The 26610-nt window shown below is 68.6% G+C and carries 21 protein-coding genes and 2 pseudogenes; 16 read left to right on the top strand and 7 right to left on the bottom strand.

The features are described from left to right. The first annotated feature begins 3 nt into the window (after positions 1-3). The 4 genes from Q0Z83_RS21810 to Q0Z83_RS21795 all read left to right on the top strand — a co-directional run bounded on the left by Q0Z83_RS21810 (position 4) and on the right by Q0Z83_RS21795 (position 7825). Positions 4-1335, top strand: a complete 1332-nt coding sequence (locus Q0Z83_RS21810; protein ID WP_317795808.1) for an MFS transporter — start codon at positions 4-6, stop codon at positions 1333-1335. Positions 1336-1366: 31 nt separating this feature from the next. Continuing rightward, on the top strand, positions 1367-4639 hold the full coding sequence (locus tag Q0Z83_RS21805; RefSeq protein ID WP_317797109.1) for a hypothetical protein: 3273 nt from the start codon (positions 1367-1369) through the stop codon (positions 4637-4639). 415 nt (positions 4640-5054) lie between these two features. Then, a complete protein-coding gene (locus Q0Z83_RS21800) occupies positions 5055-7505 on the top strand; it encodes a nidogen-like domain-containing protein (protein ID WP_317795807.1) in 2451 nt (816 codons plus the stop codon). A 5-nt stretch (positions 7506-7510) separates the two neighbouring features. Then, positions 7511-7825 (top strand): hypothetical protein, encoded by a 315-nt coding sequence (locus Q0Z83_RS21795; RefSeq protein ID WP_317795806.1) that lies wholly within the window; start codon positions 7511-7513, stop codon positions 7823-7825. 210 nt (positions 7826-8035) lie between these two features. Here the strand turns inward: Q0Z83_RS21795 and Q0Z83_RS21790 are convergent. Next, positions 8036-8529, bottom strand: a pseudogene (locus Q0Z83_RS21790) (IS6 family transposase); the annotation flags it as partial. A gap of 474 nt (positions 8530-9003) precedes the next feature. On the opposite strand from Q0Z83_RS21790, the gene Q0Z83_RS21785 reads away from it, so the two are divergent. The 6 genes and pseudogenes from Q0Z83_RS21785 (at position 9004) to Q0Z83_RS21760 (ending at position 15273) form a co-directional block, all read left to right on the top strand. Next, positions 9004-9648: a LysE family translocator gene (locus Q0Z83_RS21785; RefSeq protein WP_317795805.1), complete on the top strand. Its 645-nt coding sequence runs from the start codon at positions 9004-9006 to the stop codon at positions 9646-9648. Between the two features lie 721 nt (positions 9649-10369). Further along, the gene (locus Q0Z83_RS21780) at positions 10370-11119 is read left to right on the top strand and encodes a hypothetical protein (RefSeq protein ID WP_317795804.1); all 750 of its coding nucleotides are present in this window, start codon (positions 10370-10372) and stop codon (positions 11117-11119) included. 261 nt (positions 11120-11380) lie between these two features. Beyond that, the gene (locus Q0Z83_RS21775; protein WP_317795803.1) at positions 11381-11926 is read left to right on the top strand and encodes an SMI1/KNR4 family protein; all 546 of its coding nucleotides are present in this window, start codon (positions 11381-11383) and stop codon (positions 11924-11926) included. A 1035-nt stretch (positions 11927-12961) separates the two neighbouring features. Continuing rightward, positions 12962-13093, top strand: a complete 132-nt coding sequence (locus Q0Z83_RS21770; protein WP_317795802.1) for a hypothetical protein — start codon at positions 12962-12964, stop codon at positions 13091-13093. A gap of 30 nt (positions 13094-13123) precedes the next feature. Then, a pseudogene (locus Q0Z83_RS21765) lies at positions 13124-13807 on the top strand (PCRF domain-containing protein); the annotation flags it as partial. 302 nt (positions 13808-14109) lie between these two features. Then, positions 14110-15273: an IS110 family RNA-guided transposase gene (locus Q0Z83_RS21760; RefSeq protein ID WP_317795801.1), complete on the top strand. Its 1164-nt coding sequence runs from the start codon at positions 14110-14112 to the stop codon at positions 15271-15273. Positions 15274-15916: 643 nt separating this feature from the next. Here the strand turns inward: Q0Z83_RS21760 and Q0Z83_RS21755 are convergent. After that, positions 15917-16483, bottom strand: coding sequence for a hypothetical protein (locus tag Q0Z83_RS21755; RefSeq protein WP_317795073.1), 567 nt, complete (start codon positions 16481-16483; stop codon positions 15917-15919). Positions 16484-16712: 229 nt separating this feature from the next. Beyond that, positions 16713-17357, bottom strand: a complete 645-nt coding sequence (locus Q0Z83_RS21750) for a hypothetical protein (protein WP_317795800.1) — start codon at positions 17355-17357, stop codon at positions 16713-16715. A 293-nt stretch (positions 17358-17650) separates the two neighbouring features. Here Q0Z83_RS21750 and Q0Z83_RS21745 point away from each other — a divergent pair, with 293 nt between their 5' ends. From Q0Z83_RS21745 to Q0Z83_RS21735, 3 genes are all read left to right on the top strand, one after another. Continuing rightward, complete coding sequence (locus Q0Z83_RS21745) at positions 17651-17776, top strand: hypothetical protein (RefSeq protein WP_317795799.1); 126 nt, start codon at positions 17651-17653, stop codon at positions 17774-17776. A 55-nt stretch (positions 17777-17831) separates the two neighbouring features. After that, positions 17832-18521 (top strand): SDR family oxidoreductase, encoded by a 690-nt coding sequence (locus Q0Z83_RS21740; RefSeq protein WP_317795798.1) that lies wholly within the window; start codon positions 17832-17834, stop codon positions 18519-18521. Between the two features lie 235 nt (positions 18522-18756). Then, on the top strand, positions 18757-19653 hold the full coding sequence (locus tag Q0Z83_RS21735; RefSeq protein ID WP_317795797.1) for an alpha/beta fold hydrolase: 897 nt from the start codon (positions 18757-18759) through the stop codon (positions 19651-19653). Positions 19654-19755: 102 nt separating this feature from the next. Here Q0Z83_RS21735 and Q0Z83_RS21730 read toward each other — a convergent pair whose 3' ends face one another. Beyond that, a complete protein-coding gene (locus Q0Z83_RS21730) occupies positions 19756-20448 on the bottom strand; it encodes a DUF6193 family natural product biosynthesis protein (protein ID WP_317795796.1) in 693 nt (230 codons plus the stop codon). 115 nt (positions 20449-20563) lie between these two features. Here Q0Z83_RS21730 and Q0Z83_RS21725 point away from each other — a divergent pair, with 115 nt between their 5' ends. From Q0Z83_RS21725 to Q0Z83_RS21715, 3 genes are all read left to right on the top strand, one after another. After that, positions 20564-20896: a barstar family protein gene (locus Q0Z83_RS21725; RefSeq protein ID WP_317795795.1), complete on the top strand. Its 333-nt coding sequence runs from the start codon at positions 20564-20566 to the stop codon at positions 20894-20896. 129 nt (positions 20897-21025) lie between these two features. Then, complete coding sequence (locus tag Q0Z83_RS21720) at positions 21026-21790, top strand: hypothetical protein (protein WP_317795794.1); 765 nt, start codon at positions 21026-21028, stop codon at positions 21788-21790. Positions 21791-21963: 173 nt separating this feature from the next. Then, the gene (locus tag Q0Z83_RS21715) at positions 21964-23904 is read left to right on the top strand and encodes a restriction endonuclease (RefSeq protein WP_317795793.1); all 1941 of its coding nucleotides are present in this window, start codon (positions 21964-21966) and stop codon (positions 23902-23904) included. A gap of 10 nt (positions 23905-23914) precedes the next feature. On the opposite strand, the gene Q0Z83_RS21710 is transcribed toward Q0Z83_RS21715, so the two are convergent. From Q0Z83_RS21710 to Q0Z83_RS21700, 3 genes are all read right to left on the bottom strand, one after another. Further along, on the bottom strand, positions 23915-24973 hold the full coding sequence (locus Q0Z83_RS21710) for a hypothetical protein (RefSeq protein ID WP_317795792.1): 1059 nt from the start codon (positions 24971-24973) through the stop codon (positions 23915-23917). Further along, the gene (locus Q0Z83_RS21705) at positions 24966-25463 is read right to left on the bottom strand and encodes a SigE family RNA polymerase sigma factor (protein WP_317795791.1); all 498 of its coding nucleotides are present in this window, start codon (positions 25461-25463) and stop codon (positions 24966-24968) included. Before Q0Z83_RS21705 ends, Q0Z83_RS21710 begins: the two co-directional genes overlap by 8 nt. An 87-nt stretch (positions 25464-25550) precedes the next feature. Then, positions 25551-26570: an endo alpha-1,4 polygalactosaminidase gene (locus tag Q0Z83_RS21700; protein ID WP_317795790.1), complete on the bottom strand. Its 1020-nt coding sequence runs from the start codon at positions 26568-26570 to the stop codon at positions 25551-25553. Between the last annotated feature and the right edge of the window lie 40 nt (positions 26571-26610).

Genomic DNA, 26610 nt, shown 5'->3' with positions numbered 1-26610 from the left:
GGCATGAACCTCACGGATCCGCCGACCACCGCCGGTGGTCGGCGGGTGTTCCACGGCTGGTGGATCGTCGCCACCTTCGCCGTCACCCAGACCATCGGATACGGCACCCTCTACTACGCCTTCGCCGTGCTGCTGCACCCGATCGCCGCCGACCTACACACCACACCGGCCGCCGTCACCGGAGCGTTCACCACCGCGATCCTCGCCCAGGCCGCGGCTGCGATCCCGGTAGGCCGGTGGCTCGACCGGCACGGCGGCCGGGCCCTGATGACCACCGGTGCCCTGCTCGGCGCCGCCATGCTGATCGCCTGGGCACACGCCCGCACGGTGGGGCAGCTGTACCTGATCTTCGCCGGCCTCGGTGTCGCGATGGCGATGGCGCTCTACGAGGCCGCCACCCCGGTGCTGGTGTCCTGGTTCGACACCGGGCGCCGTGCGAAGGCGATCCTCGGCATGATCGTCGTGGCCGGGTTCGCCAGCACCATCTTCATGCCGCTCACCGGCCGGCTCACCGAACACCACGGCTGGCGGGCCACCCTCCTGGTGCTCGCCGGGCTGTACGCGAGCGTCGCCGTACCACTGCATGTGCTCGTGGTCCGTCGACCACCGGAGGCGGTGTGCGGATCGCGGCGCGCAAGCACCCTCCACCGGCGGAGCCAGATTCGGGCCGCGATCCGCGACCGCCGGTTCTGGTGCATCGTCGCCGCGTTCACCGCCCACGCCGCAGCCATGACGACCATGACCGTCCACCTGGTCGGCTATCTCGTCAGCCGTGGGCACCCGGCGACCTTCGCCGCGACCGTGGCCGGACTGCTCGGGATCCTGTCGGTCACCGGCCGTCTGCTGCTGACCGCCGCCGCCCGCCGTGTCCGGCTGCACCGCATCGTCGCCGCGATCTTCGCCGTGCAGGCCCTCGCGTCGTTCGGTCTGCCGCAGCTCGCCGGCACACGGACCGGCGCGGTCCTCGCAGTCACCTGCTTCGGGATCGGGTTCGGCATCGCCGGCCTCGCGACCCCGCAACTTCTCGCCGACCGGTACGGGACCGGCGCGTACGCCGGAATCGCCGGTACCCTCGCCGCGTTCGTCACCCTCGCCAAAGCCGGCGCGCCCCTGGCCGCAGCCTTCCTGCTGACCGCCACCGGCGACTACCGGCTCGTCCTGCCGGTCATCGGCGGCGCCAGCCTGGTCGCCGTCGCGGGGATCCTTGCACGCGCCGATACCCCGACATCCGGGGCACGGCGACCGATCGACGCCGCGGACCGTGAACGACATGCCTCCGACTGGTTGGCCTCAGGATCACTCACCGGTGCGGAGGGCGGCCGCGCGAGGGAATAATCGATCTCGTCGCGGTGGGTTCGTGGGCACAATGTACGCCGTGCTCACCGCCACCCGTACCCTGCTGACGTCGCTGGATCCGTTGTCGTATCGCCAGCGGATGAAACGGCTCAACGAGTGGGCCCGTACCGCGCCGGAGCGCGCGCAGGTCTGCGCCGAACTGCGCGGGCAGGGCCCCTACGAGCGGCATCTCGCTCTGGTCGCCGCGATGGTGGCCGGTGACGCCGAGGCCGTCGCCGCCGCGGCCCGCGACCCGCAGCCGTCGATCCGAGGGGCCGCTCTCACCGCCGCCGTGCGCACCGGATCCCTACCCGGTGATCACGCGGATCGGCCGGCGACCGAGCGGCGGCGGATCTATCGGGCCCTGCGCCGGCGGCACACACCGGACGTCGCCGACGCGCTGATCACCGTGGTGCGGGCCGAGTTCGGCGATGACGAGGCCGCCGCGCTGCTGCCCGCCTGCGGCGCCGACACGGTACGGGCACTGCTGCCCGACCTCGAACACGCGCTGCACCTTGAGCGGCTCGTCCGATGGCACCCCGGCCCGCTGCTGGACCGGGTCCGTGAGCGGCTGGCCGAGGCGCCCGCCGAGCGGCGCGGCCGGATCTGGGCCGAGGCCGCCGGCGCGGTGCTGCGGTGTGACCCGGCACAGGTGCTCGACCTGCTCGAACGGTATGCGCCGCGGGAGTCGCTGCCCGGCCCGCTCGTCGCGTACGGCGTCCTGGCCGCCCACGACGCGAGTCGGGTGGTGCGCCTGCTCACCGCCCGCGACCGTACCGCCTGGCTGCAGCGCACCGTGTTGCCGAAGGCTCTGCTGCGCCGCCTCGCGGCGTTGCCCACCGACGACCTCGCGGAACTGGCCGCCCGGTACCGCGAACACAGCCGGGCGCTGGCGGGCCTGCTCGCCACGGTGGCCCCGGCCCGGCGTGCGGAACTGTACGACCGGGCCTTGGCCGAGGTCGACACGGCATCGCTGATTCCGGCCGCGGAGATCATGCAGGTGCTACCGGCCACGGTCCGGATCCGTGAGGCGACCCGCGTGCTGGGCCTGGCGAAGATCCGGGAACGCGAAGCCCAGGTGCGGGAATGGAGCGCCTACCTGGCCTGGCCGGACGCGTCCGCGGCGCTGGATGTCGCACTGCGTTCGGGTGACGCCGACGAACGGGCGCGCGGCTATGCGCTGCTGGTGGAGGCCGCGCGCCGGTCCCGCGACCGGCAGGCGGTCGCGGAGGTGATCGTGCGGCTGGGTCGGCTGCGCAACGAGCAGGATCCGGTCCGTGCCTCCGCGCTCACCGCGCTGGCCGGGGTGGCGCCGCTGCTCACCGCGGACACGGCGGCCGGGCTCACGCGGCTGACCACCGACGCCGTCGACGCCCGGGACGCGTCCACGGCCACCACCAGTGCGTTGAGCGGCCTCGCCGCCGATGTCCTGCAGCACCATGTCGCCGTACCGCAGCTGTGCGAATGGGCGCTGCTGACCATCGACCTGGTGAGCACCGGCGCGCAGGCGCCGGTGCTGCGCCGCTTCGACACGGTCCTGCGCCGCGGACAGGAGACGATGGTCTTCGAACGGCTGCGTGGCTGGGTCGAGGCGGGCATCGGCCGCGGCCACTACGGTCCGCTGTTCGCGCTGACCCATGCGTTGGGCCGGCGGGCCCGGCGGCTGCCGTACCTGCAGGATCTGCTGCGGCGGGCGATCGGCCCCCGCACGCTGGCGTCGGTGGCCCGCACCGCCGTCCGGTTGTGGCTCGACGACCCGCGGACCCGTTCGCAGCGGGTCGCCGAGGTGCTGCAGACCGATCCGACGGCGGTGACGATCCACGAGGTGTGGGAGATCGTCTGCGCCTCCCGGACCGATCTGCTGGACCGGGTGCTGAGCCGCCCCCCGCGCGGACGGTTCGTGGAGGCGGGGACGCGGTGGGTGCCCGCCCGGGCGCCGCATGTCGAACGTTGGCTGCCCCGCCAGCAGGCTCGGTTCGTGGAGCTGCAGGAGCTGATCCTCGCCGACACCCAGCAGCCGGTATGGCAGCGGGCGGCGGCGATCCGGGCCGCAGCCGCAGTGCCGGTCGCGGGCCGTGAACTGGTGCTACGCCACATCGACGCCCCCGAGGTGCCGATCGCGGAGGCGGCACTGGGTGCACTGGTCTGGACCGACCGACCGGACGAGACACTGGCGGTGCTGCTGTCGTACGCCGACGGCGACCGGGCACGAGTCGCGCTGTACGCGGCCGGCCGCGCCGTCCGGCACACCCCACCGTCCCGGCTACCCGAACTGCTCGGTCCGGTGATCACCGGTCCCGTGAAGGTCACCAGCCGCAAGGAGGCGGCCCGGCTCCTGGCCCACTACGGGCCGCCCGGCGTGATGGCCTCGCTGCTCGACGCCTACACGAACCCGGACGCGCACCGCGATCTGCGCACCGCGATCGTCTCCGCCGCCCGGCGACGTCTGAGCTCCGAGACCAGCTGGCGCATCCTGCAGACCGCCGTCGGCGGGAGCCGCGAAGAACGCCGCGCGGTCCTGAGCGCCTACCCGTACACGATCCCGGAACGGCACCGCCGACGCTACGGCGGCCTCGTCGTCGAAGCGTGCCAGGCGCCCGACCGGGAGATCCGACGCTCCGCGTTCAACCGGCTCGGGGAATGGTCACCGTGGCTCGACGAGGTCACCGCGATGGTCGTCGAGCGGCTCACCGACCTCGGCGAGACGATGGTGCACATCGAGGTCGCCGCCCTCCTCAAGGCCGGCGGCGACGCGACACTTCGTACCGCGCTGGAGCGGCTCGTCGACCGCGACGCGGCCGACGATCATCTCGGCGACCCGGTCTCGGACCGACCGGCGCGGCGACGCATCAACCTGCTGGCGCGGGGTACGGTCGTCCGGTCCGGGAGTCGGCCGGTCGATGCCGACCGGACCGCGCTGGTCGCGGCGGCGCGATGGCTCGCCGATCAAGCCCCTTTCTCCGGTACGGCCATCGGCATGCTGGTCGACCTCGGCCGGCTGGACAACCTGGACGAGATCGCCGACCGGTGTGCGGGCCGGCCCGTCCTGGCCGTACGCACCGCCGAACACGTCGGTGCCCGCCTGCGAGGCCTGCGCGACTGGCCCGACCCGATGCTGCTGGCCGGCACCGTCAGGGCGCTGGCCGGCCGTGGCGACCTCGCCGGAGGGCTGTTCGCGGTGGCGGTGGTCCGGCACGGCGCCGGTTTCGGCTGGAAGCAGCCGTGGCGCGAGTTGCTGACCGGTCTGCGGCGGCACCCGGACCCGGACGTACGCGAGGAGGCGTACGCCATCGACATGAGCTGACCGCCTCGGTTCACCCGTAGCCGGACCGAGCGGGACAAGCACGCCTTCGGGTGCGGCCGCTGCGGTCCGGGGCCGGCTTGCCGTTGATGCCGCAGGCATCGGCTGCCGCGGTGGTACGGGTGACGCCTGCCCGGGAGTCCGGTCGGCGTCTTGTCCCACACCTCACCACCTCAGTCGACCAGTCCTTGCCTGTCCCGGCGCTGTGGTCTCGATTCAGCGGAGTGTCAAGTTTGAGTCAAGTCCCCTGGCAAGACGCCGTGCCCGCCGATGACCTCTTCCGCCGCGGCCATCCGAGGTGTTGCGGCGCCATGAGGTTCTTGTCATCGAACAGGCGGGACGGTCAATGTTTACTGCCATACGGCGGGCTTGGGTACGTCGAGGGGCGAACGCTATCGCGGCTCTGGGGATCACCACGTTGGCGGCGGGCTTCCTCCCGCCGGCGGCGGCGCAGGCGGCAACCTCTGGCGCGGTCATCGACTCGAGCAACTGCATGGCGAACTGGTTGCCCGCCAACGACGACAACTCCACTTCCGCAGTACTGCTGCCGTTCAAGGTCAACTTCTACGGTGCGACGTATGAGCGGATGTACGTCAACAACAACGGCAACGTCACCTTCGACGCGCCGCTGAGTGCGTACACCCCGTTCGGGTTGACCGGCACCCGTACGCCGATCATCGCACCGTTCTTCGCTGACGTGGACACCCGCGTCGGGGGAGGCAGTGGGATCGTCGGCTACGGCTGGGGCAACACGGTCTACGAGGGGCGCCGCGCGGTCTGCGTCAGCTGGAAGTCCGTGGGCTACTACAACTACCACAGCGACAAGACCAACACCTTCCAGTTGCTGCTGGTGGAGCACGGCAACAGCGGCGATCTGGACATCGTGTTCAACTACGACCAAGTCCAATGGGAGACCGGCGACGCGAGCGGCGGCCGCGGAGGCCTGGGTGGCAGCTCCGCCCGTGCGGGATTCTCTTCCGGCTCCGGCCAGCCCGGCACCTTCTTCGAAATGCCCGGCTCCGGAGTCAACGGTGCCTTCCTCGACTCCGCCGCGACTGGTCTCGCCAACAACAGCACCGAGAGCAGACAACCGGGTCGGCATGTCTTTCGGATCCGTGGCGGGGCCGCTCCGCTGACCCGCTATGTGGCCCTCGGCGACTCGTACTCCTCCGGCTTCGGTATGGGCAGCTACGCTACCGGCACTCACCCCGACACCTGGGGCGGCGACAACGACTGTCAGCGCTCGACGTTGGCCTACAGCCACATCGTGGCGAAGAAACTCGGATTGGACCTGGACTTCAACGCTTGCCAAGGCGGCGTGACCCAGGACTTCTACACCCCCCGCGCTTACGACGAAGACCTCCACGAGGACGACGAAGGGGTCTGGAACGAGAAGCCGCAGTTGACGCACCTCGACAACAGCACTCGTCTGGTCACCTTCACCATCGGCGGCAACGACTCCGGCTTCGCGACCATCTACGAAGAGTGCGCACTGGGTATGGAACTACAGCCGTGGAACGACTGCTACGAAGATGACAAGGTCACCAAGCCCTTGGCCGCGGCGTTCACCCGCCTCGACGGTGGCGGCGACAACGGTGACCGGAAGCTGCAGAAGGTCGTCCCCTATCCCACCGTCTTCAGCGGCGCTCGTGCCAGGGCACCGTACGCCGAACGTGTCGTCATCGGCTACCCGACCTTCTTCACCAAGGACGGCACTGACTGGAGCTGCCAGTTGATCGAGAAGGCCGACCAACGATGGATCCACGAGAAGACCCTCGAACTCAACGCCATCATCAAACGCAATGCCGAACTCAACGGGTTCCGCTACGTGGACCCGAACCCCTACTTCGCCGGCCATGAGTTCTGTAGCGCCAACGAATGGTTCTACGGCGTCACCGAGCCCGGGAAGGTTCACCCCACCCCACCCGGCCACGCTGCCATCGCCCAGGCGATCCTCAAGGAACTGACCAGCGACGACCGCCCTCACTTCATGGTCATGCCGTTTGAGACCGCTACCACCAGCTTCAACGTGAACTCGCCGCAGGACGCCGTCAACGTCGGTATCGAGTGGCCGGGCAGCGACATCCAACTGACGCTCAAGTCGCCTTCCGGCAAGACCTACGACCGGACGGCACAGCCCGATGGCGCGACCAACACCCACGGTCCCACCTGGGATCAATTGACCGTCCCGCACCCGGAACTGGGCACCTGGCAGGTGTCGATGAACGGCGCAGACGTCGATCCGCAGGGCGAGGAGGCCAAGCTGCGCGTGACCCAGACCGAGGCCCCGAACCAGGCCCCCGTCGGAGCGTTCGACATGAGCGTCGACGGAACCGTGCTTAAGCTCGACGCCTCGAAGTCCACCGATTCGGACGGCACCATCACCTCCTATGACTGGTATGTGCGACTGGCTGACGGGACCGAGCGGGTACTTCACGGCGCCAAGGCCGGCACCACACTGCCGGCCGGCCAGCGGTTCAAAGCCACCCTGGTGATCACCGATAACGACGCGGCGAGCTCGTTCACCTCCCGGACCGCGGTGGCCGTGGCCATCGATGTCAAGCCGGGCTCGGCCGACAACCCCATCAACCTCAAGAGCAAGGGCGTCACCCCCATCGCGATCCTGTCGACCGAGGACTTCGACGCCACCCGGGTGCAGGTCGCCTCGGTACGCGTCGGTCCGGCCGCCGCCACGGTCGAGAAGGCCGGCGTCCAGGACGTCAACGGTGATGGTCGAGCGGACCAGCTCCTGCACGTGTCCACCCCCGCCTTGGGTCTGCGCAGCGGCGACACCGCCCTGTCCCTATCCGGAACACTGCGTGACGGTGTTCCGTTCGTGGGCACCGACCAGGTTCGGGTGATGCAATGACACCCATGGCCTACCGCGGGAGCCCGGCCGCCCGAGTGATCCTGACCGCGGTGCGGGTGACGACCGCACTGATGCTCGCTCTGCTCGGACCCCTGTTCGCTGCCGGCGCCGTCGTTCAGCTGCTCTGGGAGGTCAACGCCTGGCCGGGACAACGAGGTACCACACTCGGCGCCGTCTTTTGGGGCCTGCTCGCGGCGGTTCTGCTGATCGGACCCATGGGGGCGTGGTGGTTTCTGATCCCGCGCATCCGATGGTGGGGCGTACCCGTCACCATCCTGTCCGCGCTGGGAACCTTTGGCGTCTTCTTCAGCCAGTTGTGACCGGCGGGCCCTTCCGATAGCTCCTACCCGCCTCTGACGGGGCCGGCATCCTGGCCGGCTCCGTCAGAGGCGAAGCGCTGTCGACCCCGACGTCTCGGGCACCGGACGATCGCCGACAAATGAACCGGCTGTTGCCGGCCACCGCGGCGCTGACGGGCGCTGTTGCGTTGTTCGATCGGGAGACGCGTTCGGCCCGGCCTGGCTGCTGAGTCAGATCGCCGGCGCGAGTTCGGTGAACGCGGCGACGAACCGAAGCCGGGGTGACGGTCTCGTAGTGCCCGCGGCGGAGGTTCTGCATGAAGGCGTGTCCGGCGATGACGGTCTGGGCGCTCCGGTCGGTCCGTAGTCCGCGCATCGGCCGGAGCCGGTGTTCGAGCCGACCGTGATCGGCCTCGACCGGGTTGTTCGCATACCGTTCGACGTGATGCCACGCGGCCGGGACCAGGTCGGCGAGGACAGCGGGGTAGACGGCTGCAGCGTCGGTCACCACCTCGACCGGCACCACCTTCAACGTGGCCAAGACGCGGGTGAAGAACCGCTGAGCCGCGTCCCGCCGGGCGGACACCAGCACGTCGATGACCTGCCCCGTGCTGGTCGATGGCCCGGTACACGTATCGCCAGACGCCGTTGACCTTCACATGAGTGTCGTCAACGAACCAGCGGTCACCCGGGTAGTGCCGGACGAACCGGGCCGCGTTGATGAGGCTTCGCGGAAGTCCCCAGGGCTGCTCGGTGAAAGTCCCCACCTGGTGGCTTGAGCTTATCGGTCGGTTTCGTCTCTTATTGGCGTTTCGTAGCTTGTTGAGTTGAGGTTTGTCCGTTCAGGCGGCGCGTCCTGCGGCGGCGGCTCGGACGGAAACCGGAAGCCGGCGAACGCTGACGTCGCAGGAGACGACTGACACGAACAGGCTGCAGGCTTCACTGATCAACTCTGCCTGAGTACGCGGCCGAGCCGACAACAGAACACCTGATCGCCCAACGCAACAGCGCCCGCTTGGCGAGTACAGTTTTGGCCGACTGGTCAGACCGAGTTCGCTGACCGGAGGATCAAGGCCTGGCAACCCAGTTAGCACCCACTGCCGCCCACTGCCGCCCGTTGTAGGGCTCTTTGTCTGCGGCACGAGAGTAAGTTTCCGATCAGCCGGGATGCGATGTCCGTTTCTCGCCAGACTTCGTTCGTGGGCACGGTTAGCGTGATGCCGGTGAGTTGGACTTCGTATGCCGCCTATCTGACCTTCGCTGTCGTCGTGGTGCTAATCCCGGGCCCGGACTTCGCCGTGGTGGTCGGAAACACCATGTCGGGTGGTCGTCGTCGGGGGATGTGGTGCGCTGCCGGAGTCGCTTCGTCAAATGCTGTTCAGGGCACTGCGGCGATTCTGGGGCTTGGCGCCCTGGTCGTTCGGGCGCAGCCGGTGTTTCAGATCGTCAAGTGGGTGGGCGCTGCTTACCTGCTATACCTGGGACTACGGCTGCTGGGCTCCGCCTGGCAGGGCCGGTATGCGGTTCCAAGCGCGAGCGGTGGCCAGGGCACTCGGCGCGGATGGCGTCAGGGCTTCGTTTCGAACATCACCAACCCCAAGGTCCTGGTGTTCTACGTCGCCGTTCTGCCGCAGTTCCTGAACCCCGGCGCCGGCACGGTGGCATTGGCGCTGTTCGCGCTGAGCCACGCCTCCCTCTCGCTGTTGTATCTCCTTACTCTTACTGCCGTGATGCACCGCGCTCGGAGAGTGCTGGCTCGCAGGCAGGTCCGCCGCTGTTTAGATGGAACAACCGGCGTTGCCATGATCGGATTCGGAGCGCGACTCGCACTTGAGCGGCAGTGACGACGCACTCACATCGGCATGACAAGACGCCGAGCGACAACCCGGACAAAGAGGTTCAGTCCTCGTCGTCGCCTTGAACTCGGCCGCCCAGCGATATGGCGAGCTGGTTGGCGATTCGTTCAGCGCGGTCAGAGTAGTAGCCCTCGATCTCCACCTGACCCCGCCGCCAAGAAACGACTCGCCAGACACGGCGTAGACGCGCTGCGGACCAATGTCGCTCCAGCCCACGTGCCCCTCGAGCACCAGATCTGACGTGTTGTCGGCGAGTTGTTCCCACTCTTCTTTGTCGATGGGAGTCTCCTCGCTCTCCCAGAAGTCTGCGGCTCGCGTCATGTGGAAGTTGTAGCCCATTGCATCTCTTTCGCGCGAGCGCCAGCAGACATTCGGGTCATCGTAAGCCGCGGTCCGCGAGGCGTCTTCACATCGGCATGTCCGCGAGCCGAACTGCTCCGCTGGCCGCCACGCTCCGTGGCGATCGGTTCGCGGCCAGTTAAGTTCGTTTGCCTGATAGACCCGTTGAGGCCAGCCTCGATCGTGATCCTGTGCACCGGCTTGTGGGGCCGATTGACAGGATGTCGCCATGAAGCGTCATACCACTGCGCCGGCCCTGATGGATGTCTCACTGTTGTGGCCTGAGCTTGGTCCGTTCGGCCGGGTGGCGGTTCGACTCCATCCGCGGCCGGGCGAACCGACGGCTGATCAGAGTTCGGTCGGTGGTCCGTTGCTCTGGCCGGTCGATGAACCGTGGCCAAGGTGTTGCGACGCCGATCCGTACGATCATGACTACGTCAGCCCGGCGGAGCCGGAACCACCGCTCGTGCCGATACTCCAGTTGTTCGCCGAGGACGTGCCCGAGATCCCCTTCCCGGACGGCACGGACGTACTACAGGTCCTGTGGTGCCCTTTCGACCACGACAGCTTCCCCCGGCCGGAGTTACGGTGGCGTCGCCGCGCCGATGTCGGCGCCCGCCGACCCGCCATGCCGGAACCGGACCCGGAATCGGACCCGGAGCGGGTTCCACGCCGTTGCCTGCTCGATCCGGAACGGGTGACTGAGTACCCGTCATGGGATCTGCCGAAGGATGTCCGGCAGCTGCTGGAGGACCGATTCTCTCAGCTCAAGTCTGCGACCGGATGGGACTACGAAGCCGACCTCTCGGTGGCGCCCGGCACCAAGATCGGCGGCTACCCCGGGTGGGTCCAACTGCCGGACTGGCCCGTCTGCGACTGCGGCAAGGTGATGAATCACCTGCTGACGGTGGCGAGCCTGGACTTCGACGATGCCAACGGCAAGCGATGGGTCCCGCTGGAGGACCGGCCCGTCCCACCCGTTCCCAGCGGTGCTGCCTGGTACTCCGCAACGGAGCAGAACCCCACCGGCTTGATGATCGGCGACGTCGGCGGCATGTACCTGTTCGTCTGCACGAGCTGCACAGACCGGCCGTTCGCCTACCGCTTCGACAACTCGTGACTTCAGAATCCAGCATCCCCGTCAACGCTGGGCTTCCTGCCCAGGCGGACTCGTTCGCAGCATTGCACAGTCGGGTCGGCGTTCAACGCAAACTCGCGCTCCATCCGCTCGGCGGCCATGAGAGTTGACTCTTGGACCCATGCCTATCGAACCGTCAGCCACCACCTAATCTCGTCCGGCTGATATGCCGACAACGGTGGATCATCGATCTAACAAACCGCCGCGGCGTGGCTGACGACTACCGGCAACGGAAAGGCTGACGTGGAACTCACGGTCCGAGATGTGATGGACCGGGCAGCAGCCGTCAACCATGACGTCGCACTGGCCGACGTTCATGCGATCTTTCGGCACGGCGGCCCCAACCCGGGCGCGGACCCATCGAAGCTGGATGCGCTCAGACAACGTGTCAACCTACCCCCGCCATATGCAGAGTTTCTGACCTACTGCGATGGCTGGACTGGACTCGACGGACAGACAGACCTGTTCCCGATCTCAGAGTTGCTCGACGGGCCGGCGACCGAAGAGGCCTGGATGATCGTCGAGGCGTACGACGAGGGCAGCGGCTGGCAGTTCGGGCTTTCCCGCGACCGCTACCTCATCATTGGTGCGGCCGAATCGAACCTGAGCGTCGTCCTGCTCGACATCGCCTCGCCGCCTCGGGTGTGCTGGCTGACTCAAGGAGGCGTGGACGAGTTCCCGGCCCTTGATGCGCTCGTGGCGACTGCCACCGAATACAACCTGGAGACTCTCGCCGCCCTACGCGCCGACCCGTGGCTGGGTATCTCGGGCGATGCCGGGACGCTTTGACATCAGCACGAACGGACTGCAGCGGAGATCCTCAGGATTCCTGACGATCTACGGCACACGACTCGGCCGGGTAGCGACGGCGCATTGCTGCGCCGCCGCCCCCTCAGAACCGGACGTGCACGATTTCCATGCATCCGGCTCAAGCAAGCCCGCGAAGATCGATTGAGCCGACGCCATACGGTGCCAGCTCGGTGAGCGGCATCGTCCTCAGGTCCGTTCACCGTCCCGAGGGACGGTGTCTAACTTGTCCATCGGTACTGGCTTCATCGTCAACGTTTCCGCGCAGGCTCACCTGACCCGCGTCAGCCCGCTTTCGCGGCCGGGCACCCAGGCCCGGTATCCGGCCAGTTATCCGAGAACCCCTGATAGAAGGGACCAGCGATGCGGCTCTCGGTTTCCTGTCGCCTTTCGGCCACCGGCGTTCGCTTCTCGGGTCATCCTGTTCCCGCCGAGGAGTTGGGCCTTCCTCACGGTCGGCTTACCACCCACCAACAGGCGGGTGGACCCCGTCGGGGTTTCCACGTTCCACACTCACGAGTTACGACCGGGGTGGGTGCCCTCTCTACTCCGGGGACCAGCGGTGCTCTCCTGACCGAATGCCGTGCCCGGCCAGCGCCTGCCACCACGAGGGCGGCCTGTCCCAACACCCCGCCTCAACATCCCATCGCGCGGAGCCACTATTCACGGAGCATCAACGAAGGTTCACGCAATTCACCCGTCCGGTCTGCCCCTCACCCGTGACCTCCACGATGGGACGGAGATCCTTCGGCTTTCCCCCGGGCTTCGCACCCCGCCGTTACCAGCGACGCACGCCAGGGAAGGGGCCAGGCAACGAGCACGCGCCCGGGACTACACCACCGACATCACGCCGGTCCTCCTAACTGCGAGTCCACTCGCAAAAGTGCGACCTCGTGTCGCAACGGCAGATCAGTGCACCCTCACACCACAACGGCCGGTTCATATCTCGATGTTTCGACTGCAGAGATCGCCGACAACGAGCATGAGCTGCAGAGTGCCGATCCCTAAACTGGATGGGTGACCGCCAAAGAGCTGACCAGTCGTCTGCACGACCTCGCCACGGTCGTCCGCTCGACCGCGCCTGGCCTCGAGCGGCTCCGCCGGCTCCGGGCTGAGCTGGAGACCGCGGCGGTCGCGGCGGATCTGTGAAGGGATCCCGCGCGTGGGCGGGCGGTCGGCGTCCGTCTCGCCGTCGTCACCCGTGAGCTGACCCGCGCCGAGACGGTGCGTAGGCGGCTCGACGATGCGCTACAGCTACTCGCGCTGGCGGTCGACACCCACGACGATGCGGTCCTCGCTGACCTGCAGGCCGAGGCCGCCGCACTGAGCTACGCCATCGCGGACCTGCAGACCCGGATGCGCCTCGACGGCCCCTACGACCTTCGGGGCGCCGTGGTCGTCGTTCGCGCCATCGGAACCGACGAGGACGCGGTGACGATGGTCGCAACCGTGCTGCGGCGATACCGCGAATGGGCCGAGCGGTACGGCCGCGTCATCGTGGTGCCCGACGACGTCCCGCCGGAGTGGCGCCTGCGGGAAGGAGCGCTAGTCGTGGCCGCGCCGTACGCGTACGGCCTGCTGCGCGCCGAGGCCGGCCGGCATCACGCCGGGGCAGCCAAGGTCACCGTCACCGTAGCCCCGCTGGTCGAGGACGATGATCCGGAGACCTTGCGAGACCAGGATGTCCGGCTGGATATGGCGTGCACGCGGAATCCGGCCACGGCGTCGGTTCGATTCACCCATCTGCCGACCGGCTGGAGCGTGTCCTTCCGTAACGACGCGCGGGTGCTGCAGCAGCAGGAGGTCGCCTATCGGGTTCTCCGTTCGCTGCTGCTCGTTGCGGACGTCGGCAACCGCGGCTGACCGAGCTGCTCAGGCCGGCTGGCGGGCCGTCCTGCTCGTGCTCGACCGAGGTGCCAAACCTCGCCGCGCCCGGACCGCGGCTACTTGTTTCATTGAAGTACGACCGCAGCCCGGCCAGGCTTGGTCGAGGTGACCGGTGGGATCGCTCGCACGCGGCTGTCCACCGCAGGCTTGGTGTGACTCACTCATGGCATGCGCCTGCCGGTCACCGCGGCGCGGAGTGGCTCCAGAGGGGTATGCCCAGCTCAAAGTAGCGCTGCCCTCCCGCCGACACGTTTGTCGGTTCGAGGAGAGGCAAGCACATGGGCCAGGTCATCATCGGCGTAGACCCGCACAAACGCTCCGCGACTATCGAGATCATCGACCAGCGCGAGCGCGTTCAGGGCAAGGGCCGATTCGGCACCGACACCGACGGCTACCAGGCCATGCTGTCCGCCGGCCGCAAGCACACCGACCGGATCTGGGCGGTCGAGGGCTGCAGCGGCATCGGCCGGCACGTCGCCCAGCGCCTGGTCGCCGACGGCGAAACCGTCCTGGACGTGCCCGCGAAACTGTCCGCCCGAGCCCGGGTCTTCTCCACCGGCCAAGGCCGCAAAACCGACCCCGTCGACGCCCACAGCGTCGCCGTCGTCGCCCTGCGAACTCCTGAGCTGCGACGGGTCATCGCCGATGACACCACGGTGGCGTTGCGGCTGCTGGTCGACCGCCGTGACCAGCTCGGCCGGGCCCGCACCGAGGTCGTCTCGAGGCTGCACCATCTCCTGCTCGAGCTCGTGCCCGGCGGAGCGAAGAAGTTCCTGTCCGCCCAACAGGCCCGCGCCCTGCTCAACACCGTCCGGCCGCGTGACGTCGTCGGCAAGACCCGCCGCTGGCTGGCCTCCGAACTGATCCACGAACTCGTCACCATCGACAAGAAGATCAAGATTGCGAACGCCGAGCTCACCGAACTGGTCGTATCCACCGGCAGCGAGCTGCAGAAACTGCACGGGATCGGCCCGTCCGGCGCCGCCCGTCTGATCGGTGACATCGGCGATGTCAGCCGGTTCACCAGCCGCGGGCACTTCGCGTCCTGGAACGGCACCGCCCCGATCGACGCGTCCTCCGGCGATCAGAACCGGCACCGGCTGTCGCGGGCCGGGAACCGGCGCATCAACCGGGTCCTGCACATCATGGCCGTCGTCCAGCTCCGCAACGACACCGAAGGCCGCCGCTACTACCGGCGCAAGCTCGCCGAAGGCAAGACCACGATGGAAGCCATGCGGGCACTGAAACGCCGGCTCTCCGACGTCGTCTTCCGGCAGATGGTCGCCGACGCCAAGCGGCTCAGGACGGGCCCGGGAGGACAAGCGGGGGCGACTCTGCAATCCAGCGCGGCCGACCAAAACCCCAAGATCGACACTTCGGAGAAGTCACTTCCCGGACCCGCCGAAGACCACCTTAGAACACCGCTCCTCGCCACACCTTGACACAGAGGGGTGCCATGAGAGTCGAACGGAACTTGGTATTCCAGGGCGGGTCCCGCCGCGGAACCTGCGGATTCTCGACTGTCCTATAATTCGCGCGAGGGGTGCCGAGCTACTGGCCCTCACACGATTCGGCGGCGAGTTGAAAGCGCTCGGGCGATCTACGACCAGCTGGTTCCTGGATCGGCGGCGACCGGCGACAACCTTCCTAACGTCAGCAACCGCGATCTTGCCGCCGTGACCGACGGACCGTTTGACGGTGACCGCCAAGGCACGCCAAGACTAACGAGGCCACCATAGGAGATCTTTATGATTGATATGCAAGTGCGTAGGGAGAATCGCGAAGTAGTGACTCGCGGGTCGCAGGGGATAAAATGGTCTCAAGCGTTGGCTGAGTTAGATCCAGAAAGGTTTCCGTGTTTGAGTAGCCTTCTGCCGTACGCCGACGCCATATTCAATTCGCGGCAAGCTGAGAGACTGCGACGGGAACTCTCCGATCAGCACATTATCGGCATCATCGGAGAGGGCGCCGCGGCGGAAGCCGAAAGGCTGTGCAGGGAAGTCGAGAATGGCTCTCACCTGTACCTTTGGTTTGCGGGAGACTAGCGCCGAGGAGCGCCCTCTCATCGGCACGACAGGGTTCCTGTCAAGCCGGCGGATCGTCTCGATAGAGATCTTCCCTCACGCCTCGGCCGCCCCAGCGGGTCGCGGTGAGTTCAGGTCGCGGACGCGTCGGTTTCGGTAGCCAGGCGTGCCGTCTGGTGTCGGACGGAGCGTTGTCCCAGTCAGCGATCAGCGCGAACGGGTCGGCTGTGTCATCGACGCCATCGACGTTGGCTTCCCGGACGACTACGGAAGGGTAGAAGCGCGTCTCCTGAGCCACCCGGCAGTCGTCCGTCCGAGAAGCCACCAGAACGCCGCAACTTTCGCAGGCCACAGACAGGTTCCCGCCGGCGAGGGACCAGCAACCGATGAAAACGAGGTCGTGGACGATTCGAGTACCACGTACATCGCCGGGCGATAGCACGACGGTGTCGACTACTTGATCGCACCCATACGCCGTCTCGTCGATCGCATAGGTACCGGGGTCGAGAAGTGGCGGATTGACATGGTGGCAGTCGAGAAGCGACGAGGGCGGTTGCGGTGGCAGTTCCACCAACCGGACCGGGACGCTCAGCGCGTTCCCGCACTCAGCACACCGGAAGGTCTCCACCACGGCAGTGTGACATTCAGGCCCACCGACAGCATCTGAATATGCAGGGCGGGCTTCGAGTATCACGCCATCTCAGGGGTTGTCGATCTACTCAATGCCCTCTCGTCGGCAGATCCGTACTTCAGCCAGGGTGATCGTTCGCGGTGGCGGATAGCGGCCTAGCTGGACTGGTGATCATGTGGTCCTGCGGGTCGTGGACGCGTAGTTAGGCGCCCAAGGTGCACCGTTCTCACCCGAAGTGGCGCTCCCGGATCTCATCTAAATGTCGGCGCTTCGCCTCGTCCTCGGGGGTGCCTGGTTCGGTCGTGCCATGGATTTGAATCCAGGCGGTGACCTCCCGCATGTATCGCCGCATGGGATCGTCCGATGGGCTGTCCACGCATGCGGCCTCCTGGTCACGGAAGAATGCTTCGATCTCCTCCTCGGTCGGTGCAGCGAAGTACTCGTACGGTGCCACGGAGACGCCCTCACAGATCGCGCGGCCGTCGTCCTCGGCGGCCGCGGGATCGAGTTCATTCGCCGAACGCGACCGCATCGAGAAGATGGCGAAGCCCGGTTCGAAGCGGTACCCGATGTCGATCGGCTCATAGCCGTAGCCGCGCGCTGCCAAGTCGGCCACGACGTCGTCCATGAATCGGAAGGTCAGCTGTACCCCGTCGAAGAACACCTCGTCTCCGCCATCACCAGAGTAGGCAATCTCCACGATCTCCACGGTGTCGTCCTCGGCGTACGACACAACGAGCCCCGGACTGGTGTCGTAAACCGCTTTGCGGCTCCTCCCGGGATGCACGGGTACCCCCAGCCGATCCTCGGCCACTCGACGGAGCTCTCCAATCTTCACCAAGGCGACGCCTTCACCTGGGATGATCTCCATGCGCGGCATGATGCCATGACCGTCCAACTGGAAGTCCAGTCATTCGTCAGTCTTCCCGCGTTCGGCGATGCTTCGAGGGCTGTAGGCGCTGCACTGATCTCATCGAGCGAATTTCATGGCCCGATACGCACTCATTTCGGCCAGTGTTCAGCCCGTCTGACACTCCGGAGACCGGTCACAGACCGTCACAGCCCCGGCGAGCCGTAACGCGCCGGACTGTAAGAAGGAGCTCAGAAGCCGGCACCGTCAGGGCGCTGGCCGGCCGTGGCGACCTCGCCGGAGGGCTGTTCGCGGTGGCGGTGGTCCGGCACGGCGCCGGTTTCGGCTGGAAGCAGCCGTGGCGGGACCTGCTGACCGGTCTGCGGCGGCACCCGGACCCGGACGTACGCGAGGAGGCGTACGCCATCGACATGAGCTGACCGCCTCGGCTCACCCGTAGCCGGACCGGCCACGTCACCATGCCAGGATCGATCGATGAGCAGGACCATCGTCATCACCGGCGCGACCGGTGGCATCGGCGCCGCGTTGGTACGCGCAGCCGCCGAACGTGGCTACGAGGTGCTCGCCGCCGCCCGGGACTCGGTGCGGCTCAGCGCACTGTGTGACCGGGTTCCCGGGGCCGGGCCTCTCGTGCTCGACCTGCGGGATCCCACCGATCCACCGGCTTCGCTGCGCGCGCTCGACCGCCTGGACGCTGTCGTCCACTGCGCCGGCATCGCCGAGGTCGCCACCGTCGAGGCGACCTCGTACGCGCTCTGGCTGGAGACTTTGACCATCAATGTGGCGGCCGCCGCAGAGGTGACCCGGGCACTCCTGCCGGCGCTGCGTGCGGCGGAAGGCCATGTCGTGTTCGTCAACGCGGCGCCCGGCTTGCATGCCGTGCCGCAATGGTCGGCCTACACGGCGAGTAAGGCGGCGTTGCGGGAGTTGGCTGATTCGCTCCGCAAGGAAGAGGCGGGCTACGGGGTACGGGTCACGACCGTCTACCCGGGCGGAACCGCGACGGACCTGCTTCGCGACGTCCGTTCCGCGTTCGGCGACTCCTTCGATCCCGACCGGTGCATCCAGCCGGAGACGTTGGCGTCCCTGGTGATGACCGTTCTGGACATGCGCGGCGACGCCTACGTCCCCGAACTGGCTGTCCTGCCGACACCGGGCGGGTGATCGCGGGGGTGCTGCGTGACCGCGGGTGGGATCGAGTCCCGGCCGTATCGATGTGGCACCAGGCGCGGCCATAGATCATCGACAACGCCTCCGCCGTGCGGCCCTCGAGCAGGGCATCGGGGGAGGTTGACGGCACGCTGCTGTTCTTCCTGCACCACGAGTCCATCGATTGCATCCCGTTCGCTATTTCGGTTACGGTGTTCGCGAACGCTGTTCCCGATGTAAGGAGATGGAGATGACCCGCATCGCGCACACCGCACGCAACGGTGACGTGCACCTCGCCGTCGACGACCTCGGCGGCGCGGGCGGCGACCCGCTGCTGCTGATCATGGGGCTCGGCGTCTCCCGCTTCTACTGGCCCGACGGCTTGGTCAGCGCACTGATCGACGCCGGCTTCCACGTGGCCTGCTTCGACGGCCGCGACACCGGCGGCTCCACCCACTTCGACGACGTCCCGGTCGGTGACCCGGTGTCCGCGTTGTTCCGCCGCCGGCCGCCCGCCTACACCGCCGAGGACATGACCGACGACACCGTCGCCGTCCTGGACGTACTCGGCTGGCCGCGCGCCCACCTCTTCGGCATCTCCCAGGGCGGCCTGGTCGCCCAGCGCACCGCGCTGCGCCACCCGGACCGGGTGCACACCATGACCACGTTCGCCGCGATTCCCAGCGACGTCCGCGGCGCCGCCGTCCTGCGCTACGTGCGCCTGCCCTTCCTGGCCCGTCTGGCGCGCATGCGCCACCCCGCGGGTCGCGACGGCGACGTGGCGGCCGGCCTGGACCTGCTACGGGCGGTCGCCTCACCCGGCTACCCGTTCGACGAGCGGGACGCCCGCCTCCGGGTGGAACGCGAACTCGACGCCGGGCTGCCCAGCGGCGTCCGCGACAGCCGCGCCCAGGCCCGGCAGGTCAGCGCCACCTGGCACGGCCCGCGCCTGCGCGAGCTGCGCGTGCCGACACTGGTGCTGCACGGCGAACAGGACCCGCTGGGCCGCACCGCCGCCGGCCGGCGCATCGCCGCGTCCGTGCCGGGCGCACGCTACGTCGAACTGCCCGGCACCGGCCACGACCTGCCCCGGGAGATCTGGCCCACGGTGGTCCGCGAGATCCGCGCCCGGGCCTCCGACCGATGAGCGCACCCGCGGAGGTCAGAAGCTCGCGGGTCCCGGCCTGTCATCGGCGACGTCGTCCGGGTCGGCGCGCCGGAACCCCGCGGGGACGCCCGGATCCGCACGTCACCGCGGGATTCCGGCCAGGACGAGTGCGAGTGCGTCGACCGCGTCCGTCTCGTCGGCGGTGCGGCCGTCACTGGTTTTCACCACGTATCGGCCGGGCGTGGTGGTCGGGGTGACCGTGGGGTAGGACCCGGAGTAGGGCCAGGTCGAGGTGGTGCTGAAACGCAGGGTCCAGACACTGGTGTAGGGGTGCAGCCGACGTAGCCGCGGCTCCTGGAAGGCCAGTGCGACGAAAGGCTGCAGTCGTGTCTCCACTCGTTCCTCGCGGTGATTCTCGTACAGGCGCAGCCAACCGGCCTCGCGGTGATCGCCGCGCTCTCGTGCCGTCGCCAGGGCGACGGACCCGAGGAACGGCCGAGTGGCCGCGACGTCAGGTGGTCGTGCACCGGCCAGCCAGGCGTGGGCCGCGTCGGCGGCGACGGCCAGATCCGGTGCGTGACCGCTGAGCATGACGGTTCGCTCCAGGCGCAGACCGAGAGTGATCCTGCGCATCCGCGGGCTGAGGTTCAGATACGCGGTCCGTTCGCCATTGTCGACGGTCGCCGTCCGTGGCTTCGTCGGGTTCTGGGAGCGAACCCGAAACGGCGCCCCGCGCCGGTCGAATTCGGCCTGCCAGGCGTCGGTGGCGGACCCGAGCGCAACGATGTCCGGGTACCACTGTGCCGCGTCGCCCCACGGCTGCTGATCTGCCATCGCTCCATGGTGCACTCCCGCTCACAGCGGACGAGTCCGGGCGGGCCGAATGCTCCGACGCGAGGCTACGGTGAACCCCGTCAATGGAGTCCGGACATCAAGATGAGGGAGTGACGTGGCCGAGGATCTGGTCGTCGACCTGCGAGGCAGCAGGATCGAGACGCTCGACGACTTCTGGGACGCCGTGTCCGGCCCGTGCGGGCTTCCGGCCTGGTTCGGGCGAAACGTCGACGCCTGGCGCGACACGATTCAGGCGAGGGGGATCTCGGAGGTCATCGACCGCCACGACGTGCTCGTCGTCCACGTCGATCGAGCGGGCCTGTTCGCCCGAAAGAACTACGACGCCCGGGCGCTGCGAGAGGCCTTCGCGGGCCGCCGTTCGCGACTCGTGGTACATCAGCCGGTCGCAGTGGACGGCGGGGATGCGAAAGGCCCCGACGGGAAGTGACTCAGGCCACAGGTCGGGCGCCGTTCAGCGTGCGATGGCGATGGGTCCCCGGGTAGGTGGGTGGCGACCTCGGACCGGCTCGATATCGTGGTGCTCCGTCGTCCTGGATCTCTGGAGCACCGTATGAGAATGCGTCCGTTCGCCGTCGCCGGCCTGGTGGTGGCCACCGTGTTCGCTGTCGGCGGCTGCAGCGGGGACGACGGTGCCGAGCCCGGCCCGTCCTGGGGTTCGACCGCGCCGATCGACGGGGCGGCCGAGCTGACCGCCGCGGCGAAGAAGCTCGAGGAGCAGTCGCTCAGGGTCGCGGTCACGATGCCCGGCGCCATGGACGTGTCCGGCGTCGCCGACGCGAAGAAGGGTCGGGCCGATCTGACCATGAAAGCCGGTAAGGCGGGCGGGAACCGGGAGTTGCGGTTGCTGCTGGTCGGCGCCGACTTCTACCTGCAGATCGTCGGGCCGGAGGCAGCCGGTCTCGGCCTCGGCAAGGGCGATTGGTTGCACCTGGATGCGTCGGACGTGCCCGCCGACAGCCCGCTGAATCCTCGTAAGATCGTCGACGCCCAGACCTTCCTCGGCGGCATGGTGAAGGCGGAGAAGGTCGGCGCCGGCAGCTTCAAGGGAGTGCTCGACCTGGGAACAGTCTCGGCCGGGAGCACCGCGGCACCGGCCTCGCCCGGCCCGGCCGCCGAGCAGGTTCCGTTCACGGCCCGGGTCGACGATCAGGGGCGGCTCACCGAACTGGTCGTCGAGGCGGGTGCACGCAGCGAGTCGAGCGGCGGCGGCACGGTGACGACGAACTATTCGGATTTCGGGGTCCCGGTGACGGTCCAGGCGCCGGCCAAGAGCAAGGTCCGCGAGATGCCGTTCCAGCTACGTCAGGCGCTGCTGAGCTGACCCCGAGTCCGGCGCCGTCGGGGATCCGCACCCGGCAGCGCCGTGACTTTTCGGTGCTCTCGGTCCGGAACGTCCGGATGGCCAGGGCGTCTACGTCACAGACGGACGCCCCGGCCACACCGATGGAAGGACGACTGCTCAAGATCATCTGACGATTCGTCGGAAGGACATCCTTGAGCGCGCCGACCGGGCCCGAGCAGGCCACCACCAGCGCACCGAAGCCACGCGGACCCGGGAACGGGCGGCTCGCCGTCGGCGTGGCCCTGCTCGTCCTCGCCGTCACCCACCAGGCCGCCGGACACATCACCCATCCCGTCGCCCGGGTGCTGGACCTGCTCATCTTCGGCGGCAGCGGAGTGCTGCTGATCCACTGGTGGCGTCTGCGTCGCGGGCGGTACCGCGCCGATCCCACCGCCGCGCTGCCCGGCCCGTCCAACCTCGCGCTGACGACCGGCCTGATCGGCCTCGTCTGCGCCTTCGGCGCCTCGGAGACGGCCTTGAGTCCCTCCGGGTCCGCGGGCCTGTCCGACGACGAGAGGGAGACGGTCCTCGGCATGGGTACGCTCGGCGCCGTCCTGTTGTCGATCACCGCTCTGCGGATCAGGTACGAGCGTCGGCGCCCCGCCGAGACACCCGCTGCCGTGCGCACCGCCCTGCCGGTCGACGACCCGCCGGCTTCGGCCCAGCCGCTCGCTGCCGAGCACACCGCCCTGCCGGTCGGCGACCCGCCGGCTTCGGCCGAGCCGTCACCGGGACCGGAGCACCTGCCGGCCTCGACAGCCGCACCTGACGAGCCGACGCCGGCCGGAGTGACTCCGATCGACGCGACCTCGCAGGAGGCCGCGGCGGACTTCCTGCACGACGACGCGCGGACCGTGTGGGCGTACCGCCGCTATTGCGCCCGACGACAACCGCAAGGGATCAGCGAAACGTCGGGTCGCGCCCTGCTCGCCGCTCTGGAACCGGGAGACCATGTCGAGTTGATCGCGGACGCGGTCGCCACCGACGAGACCGACCTGATGGACGCGGCGGACTGGAAGCTGGACGACGCCGAACCGGTCGTCGCGGTGCGTACGCTGCGGGGCTGGATCCTCATCGACCGCCACGAGGGCGAAGTCGTGCTCGCGCCCGGACCGGCGGATGGGGGCATCACCGTGTCCACCGCACTCGCGACGTCACGGCCGGACATCGGGCGGGCCGCCACGCTGCGAACCTCGGATGGGCGCCCGTTCACCATGAAGGTCTTCTTCGACGAGCGCGACGGCGTGGACGAGAAGATCCTCGAGGAGGGCGCCGGCGCGTACATCCGTCGTCTTCCGGAGGCGGACGCCGTACCGCCGATGCCGGACGCCGCCGCGTTCCTCGCCGCCGCCGCGACCCGGCCGGCCGAACCGGTCCGACCGTCGCTGCCCACCGACTGGCGTACCGCGGAGGAGATCGCGTGCGTCCACATGCGCGGCCTCGGATTCCAGGACGCCGAGACCACCCCGCCCGGCCGGGACGGCGGGTTGGACGTCACCGCCTCCGGCGCGGTGGCGCAGGTCAAGATGCCCGCGCTGCCGGTCGGGGCGCCGGCGGTGCAGCAGTTGCGCGGCACCCGGCCGCTGACCGCGAACCACCTGTTCTACTCGACGTCCGGATACACCGCCGCGGCGGTCGAGGCGGCCGACGAGATCGGTGTCGCCCTGTTCCGCATCGAGCGGGACGGCGCCGTCAACGAGGTCAACGGCCATGCGATCGAGGTGGTACGGGCCGGCGCCGCAGCAGGCCCGGATGCGGTAACGGTGGTCAGCGAAGCCGCGATGACCCGGCATGTCACCGCCTACGCCGACGCTGTCGCCGCCCGGATCATGAACGCGACGAAGCACACCGACCAGGACCGCACCCACGAGGACCAGCGTTACTCGGGACAGTGGCACCGGATGGTCGGCTACCTGCACCAGGCGCTGGAGAACCTGAAGGAGCGCCCGAGCGAGTTCCCGTCCCTGCGCGCCGCGATGATCTACTACCACCACACCGAGCTGCTCGCGCACGTGTTCTTCCAGGAGCTGGGCGTCGCGTACCCGGAGGGCGGCGGTGTCACCGACGACGATCTCAGTTCCTACTACACCTGAGGGCGCCTGGTCACTCCGGATCGGAGCGGTTCAGAACGTGCACGCCCGCGGCGTACCGCAGAAGATCGTCGTCGTTGATCGTCAGGCCGTCGCCGACGGTGATCTGCAGGGTCGCGTTCCAGTCGGGGACGTCGACCGACAGGGTCACCCGGCCGGTTCGGCGGGTCAGCACGGCGTCGTGTCCGGCGACCTTCTGGTTGACGCCGGTGAGCTGCCGTCGTTTGCGCAGCACCGTACGGAACTCGCCGCCCCCGGGTGCCGTGAAGATCATCCGGGATGCCGTGACCGTGTCGGTCCGCAGCCCGCTCGGGCTCAGGTCGAGGTCGAAAGGCGGCAGTACGGCGATGGACGAGCCCGTCATCGCGTCGGCCAGCGCCACCACCTGCTCCGGCGTGTACGTGTCATCGGTGGCGAGTTGAATCCACCGGCTCGGCGACTCCTGCCAGTAGAGGGTGAGTTGCCTGGCCGGTGACACGTCGACGGTCCGCAGGGTGCCGACGTGTCCGCGTACCTGCTCCGTGGTCTCGGTTGCGGCGGTGGTGAACGCGGGAGCGAGCGTCGAGACGGTGATCGTGACGTCCGCGTGGTGCTCGTCCTCGGTGGCCTCGAAGAAGGCGCTCACGTTTCCGCCGGTCACCGACGCGACCGGGGCCCTCAGTCCGTCGGAAGCCGGCAGCGTGTACGGGAACACCGGCGCCGTCCACCCCGAGGTCAGCTTCACGGTGCCGGTCGCTGACGTTCCGTTCGACGTCGGCGCCGACGAAGCGGGGGTGGGGGGAGTACCACTCGGCGCCGACGACCGAATCGGGCCGGACGGCGGTACCGGCCCCGCCGGTACCGAAGCCGCCGGCGGCAGGACGGGCTCCGGCCGGCCGGTCAGTCGAACCAGGACCGGAATGCCGGCGGCCACGACGACGGCGGCGGCCGCCGTCGCCGTGACGGTGACCAGCCGGCGTCGGCGGTATCGGCGGGACCGCCCGTGCACCGCATCGAGCAGCCCGGCGTCGGACGGGGCGTGTCCGGCCGCGTCGTGCATGCTCTCGGCGAGCATGCGATTCAGGTCATCCATCGACACCGGCTCCTGTCTGGCTCAAGATGGTGCGCATCTGGGCGAGCGCGCGGGTCGCCTGCGAACGCACCGTCGACTTGCCGACGCCCAGCAGAGCGGCGATCTCCTCGTCCGGCAGGTCGCAGTAGAACCGCAGCACCAGTACGGCCCGCTGGGCGCGGGGCAGGCCGCGCAGCAGCTGCCACATCTGGTCCCGGGCCAGAAGCCGGTGCTCGGGTGCGTCCGAGGGCGCCGGTTCCGGCACGTCGGCCAGGACCGCTTCCCGGTACGCCCGTCGCCGCCGCCAGGACAGGAACTGCCGCACGATCGAGGTCCGGACGTACGCCTCGGCGTTGTCCATCGCGGTGATCCGGTCCCAGCGGCGGTGCAGCCGGGCCAGCACCTCCTGCACGAGGTCCTCGGCGAGGTGCGCGTCGCCGGAGAGTACGTACGCGAATCTGAGCAGTGCCCGGCCTCGGCCCTGCACGAACTCATCGAAATCGGTGGTCATCGTGGCCTGTTCGCCTCGACGCCGGACACCTCCGGACGCCTGGCGGGCGTCGGAGGTGTCGGGGCGTTGCGGAATCGGGACAGCGGTTCAGCAGGCCTGATAGGCGTACGACTTCGACCCGGCGATGGTGACGTCGACGTCGCGTAGCACGACCGACAGGCGGTCGCCGTGGGAGCCGCACGCCTTGGCGAAGCCGCTGCGCGAATACTCGATCACGATCACATTGTCGCCGTACGAGCTGGTGTACGCGTCACACTCGTCGTAGTCGGCGCACTCCTCGGCCACGGCGAAGTCGAACCCGATCTTCTTGGCGTTCGCGCTGCTCAGGTCGGCGGTGTTCTTCTGCCCGACCGCCAGGCCCCTGCTGTGTGCGCGGGTGGCCAGCGAGGTGGCGTACGCGATCGCCTGGCTCTGGGTCAGAAGACCTTCGGACCGGGTGTACGAGTCGAGGTTGTCGGGCTCCACGGCCTGGAATCCCTTGGCCGCGCACCGGTCCATCCAGGCGCCGACGATGCCGGTCAGGGCGGTGCGTTTGGCTGCGGTGGAGAAGTCGAGCATCGGCTCGTTCCAGTCCTCGTCGATCACGAGGTCGCCGTTGCTGTCGCGGAGCAACAGGTCCGGGTGGTTGGTCTGCCACCACGACTCGGCGCCGGGCTGAGCCTGGAACGCGTTGAGGTAGCAGATGTTGTAGAGCCCGGCGGCCGGTGCCGCCTCGCTGTCGCGGCTGACCACGGTCACCCCGGCCGGCGGCGGGTAGGCCCCGCCGATCTGATAGTCGAACGTCGCGTCGGCCGGCGGCGGTGTCCAGGTGCCCGCGTTCGTGCCGGTCGTGGCCGAGACCGACACGGCCGGGGACGCCGCGGCGGGTGAGGTCGTGGACGCGGTGGCGGTGGCCGGGCGTGACGTGCCCGGTTTCGGCGTGGGCGAGGTGACGGCCGGTGCGGGGGGAGTGGTGACGGCCCTGGTCGGAGTGCTCCTGGTCGGTTCGGCGCTGTGCCAGGGGCCGCGGGTGCCGGCGTTCGCGGTGCTGATGCCGATGCCGGCGGCGACGACCACGACGGCGGCCATGGCGCCCACCAGTTCGAGCTTGCGGCGGCTGATCGCCATTGCGGTGACTCCTCGGGGCGGGGGAACTGTTCCTCCCTCT

It is taken from the genome of Actinoplanes sichuanensis, from assembly GCF_033097365.1.
Taxonomy (GTDB): domain Bacteria; phylum Actinomycetota; class Actinomycetes; order Mycobacteriales; family Micromonosporaceae; genus Actinoplanes; species Actinoplanes sichuanensis.
This window is presented reverse-complemented; position numbering and strand designations above follow the sequence as displayed.

Coding starts and splice junctions, on each gene's coding strand:
- Q0Z83_RS21735 (WP_317795797.1), top strand. CDS start 18,757: ATGACCCGCATCGCGCACACCGCACGCAACGGTGACGTGCACCTCGCC.
- Q0Z83_RS21705 (WP_317795791.1), bottom strand. CDS start 25,463: ATGACCACCGATTTCGATGAGTTCGTGCAGGGCCGAGGCCGGGCACTG.
- Q0Z83_RS21760 (WP_317795801.1), top strand. CDS start 14,110: ATGGGCCAGGTCATCATCGGCGTAGACCCGCACAAACGCTCCGCGACT.
- Q0Z83_RS21795 (WP_317795806.1), top strand. CDS start 7,511: ATGGCCTACCGCGGGAGCCCGGCCGCCCGAGTGATCCTGACCGCGGTG.
- Q0Z83_RS21750 (WP_317795800.1), bottom strand. CDS start 17,357: ATGGAGATCATCCCAGGTGAAGGCGTCGCCTTGGTGAAGATTGGAGAG.
- Q0Z83_RS21720 (WP_317795794.1), top strand. CDS start 21,026: ATGCGTCCGTTCGCCGTCGCCGGCCTGGTGGTGGCCACCGTGTTCGCT.
- Q0Z83_RS21710 (WP_317795792.1), bottom strand. CDS start 24,973: ATGGATGACCTGAATCGCATGCTCGCCGAGAGCATGCACGACGCGGCC.
- Q0Z83_RS21740 (WP_317795798.1), top strand. CDS start 17,832: ATGAGCAGGACCATCGTCATCACCGGCGCGACCGGTGGCATCGGCGCC.
- Q0Z83_RS21805 (WP_317797109.1), top strand. CDS start 1,367: ATGTACGCCGTGCTCACCGCCACCCGTACCCTGCTGACGTCGCTGGAT.
- Q0Z83_RS21810 (WP_317795808.1), top strand. CDS start 4: ATGAACCTCACGGATCCGCCGACCACCGCCGGTGGTCGGCGGGTGTTC.
- Q0Z83_RS21700 (WP_317795790.1), bottom strand. CDS start 26,570: ATGGCGATCAGCCGCCGCAAGCTCGAACTGGTGGGCGCCATGGCCGCC.
- Q0Z83_RS21730 (WP_317795796.1), bottom strand. CDS start 20,448: ATGGCAGATCAGCAGCCGTGGGGCGACGCGGCACAGTGGTACCCGGAC.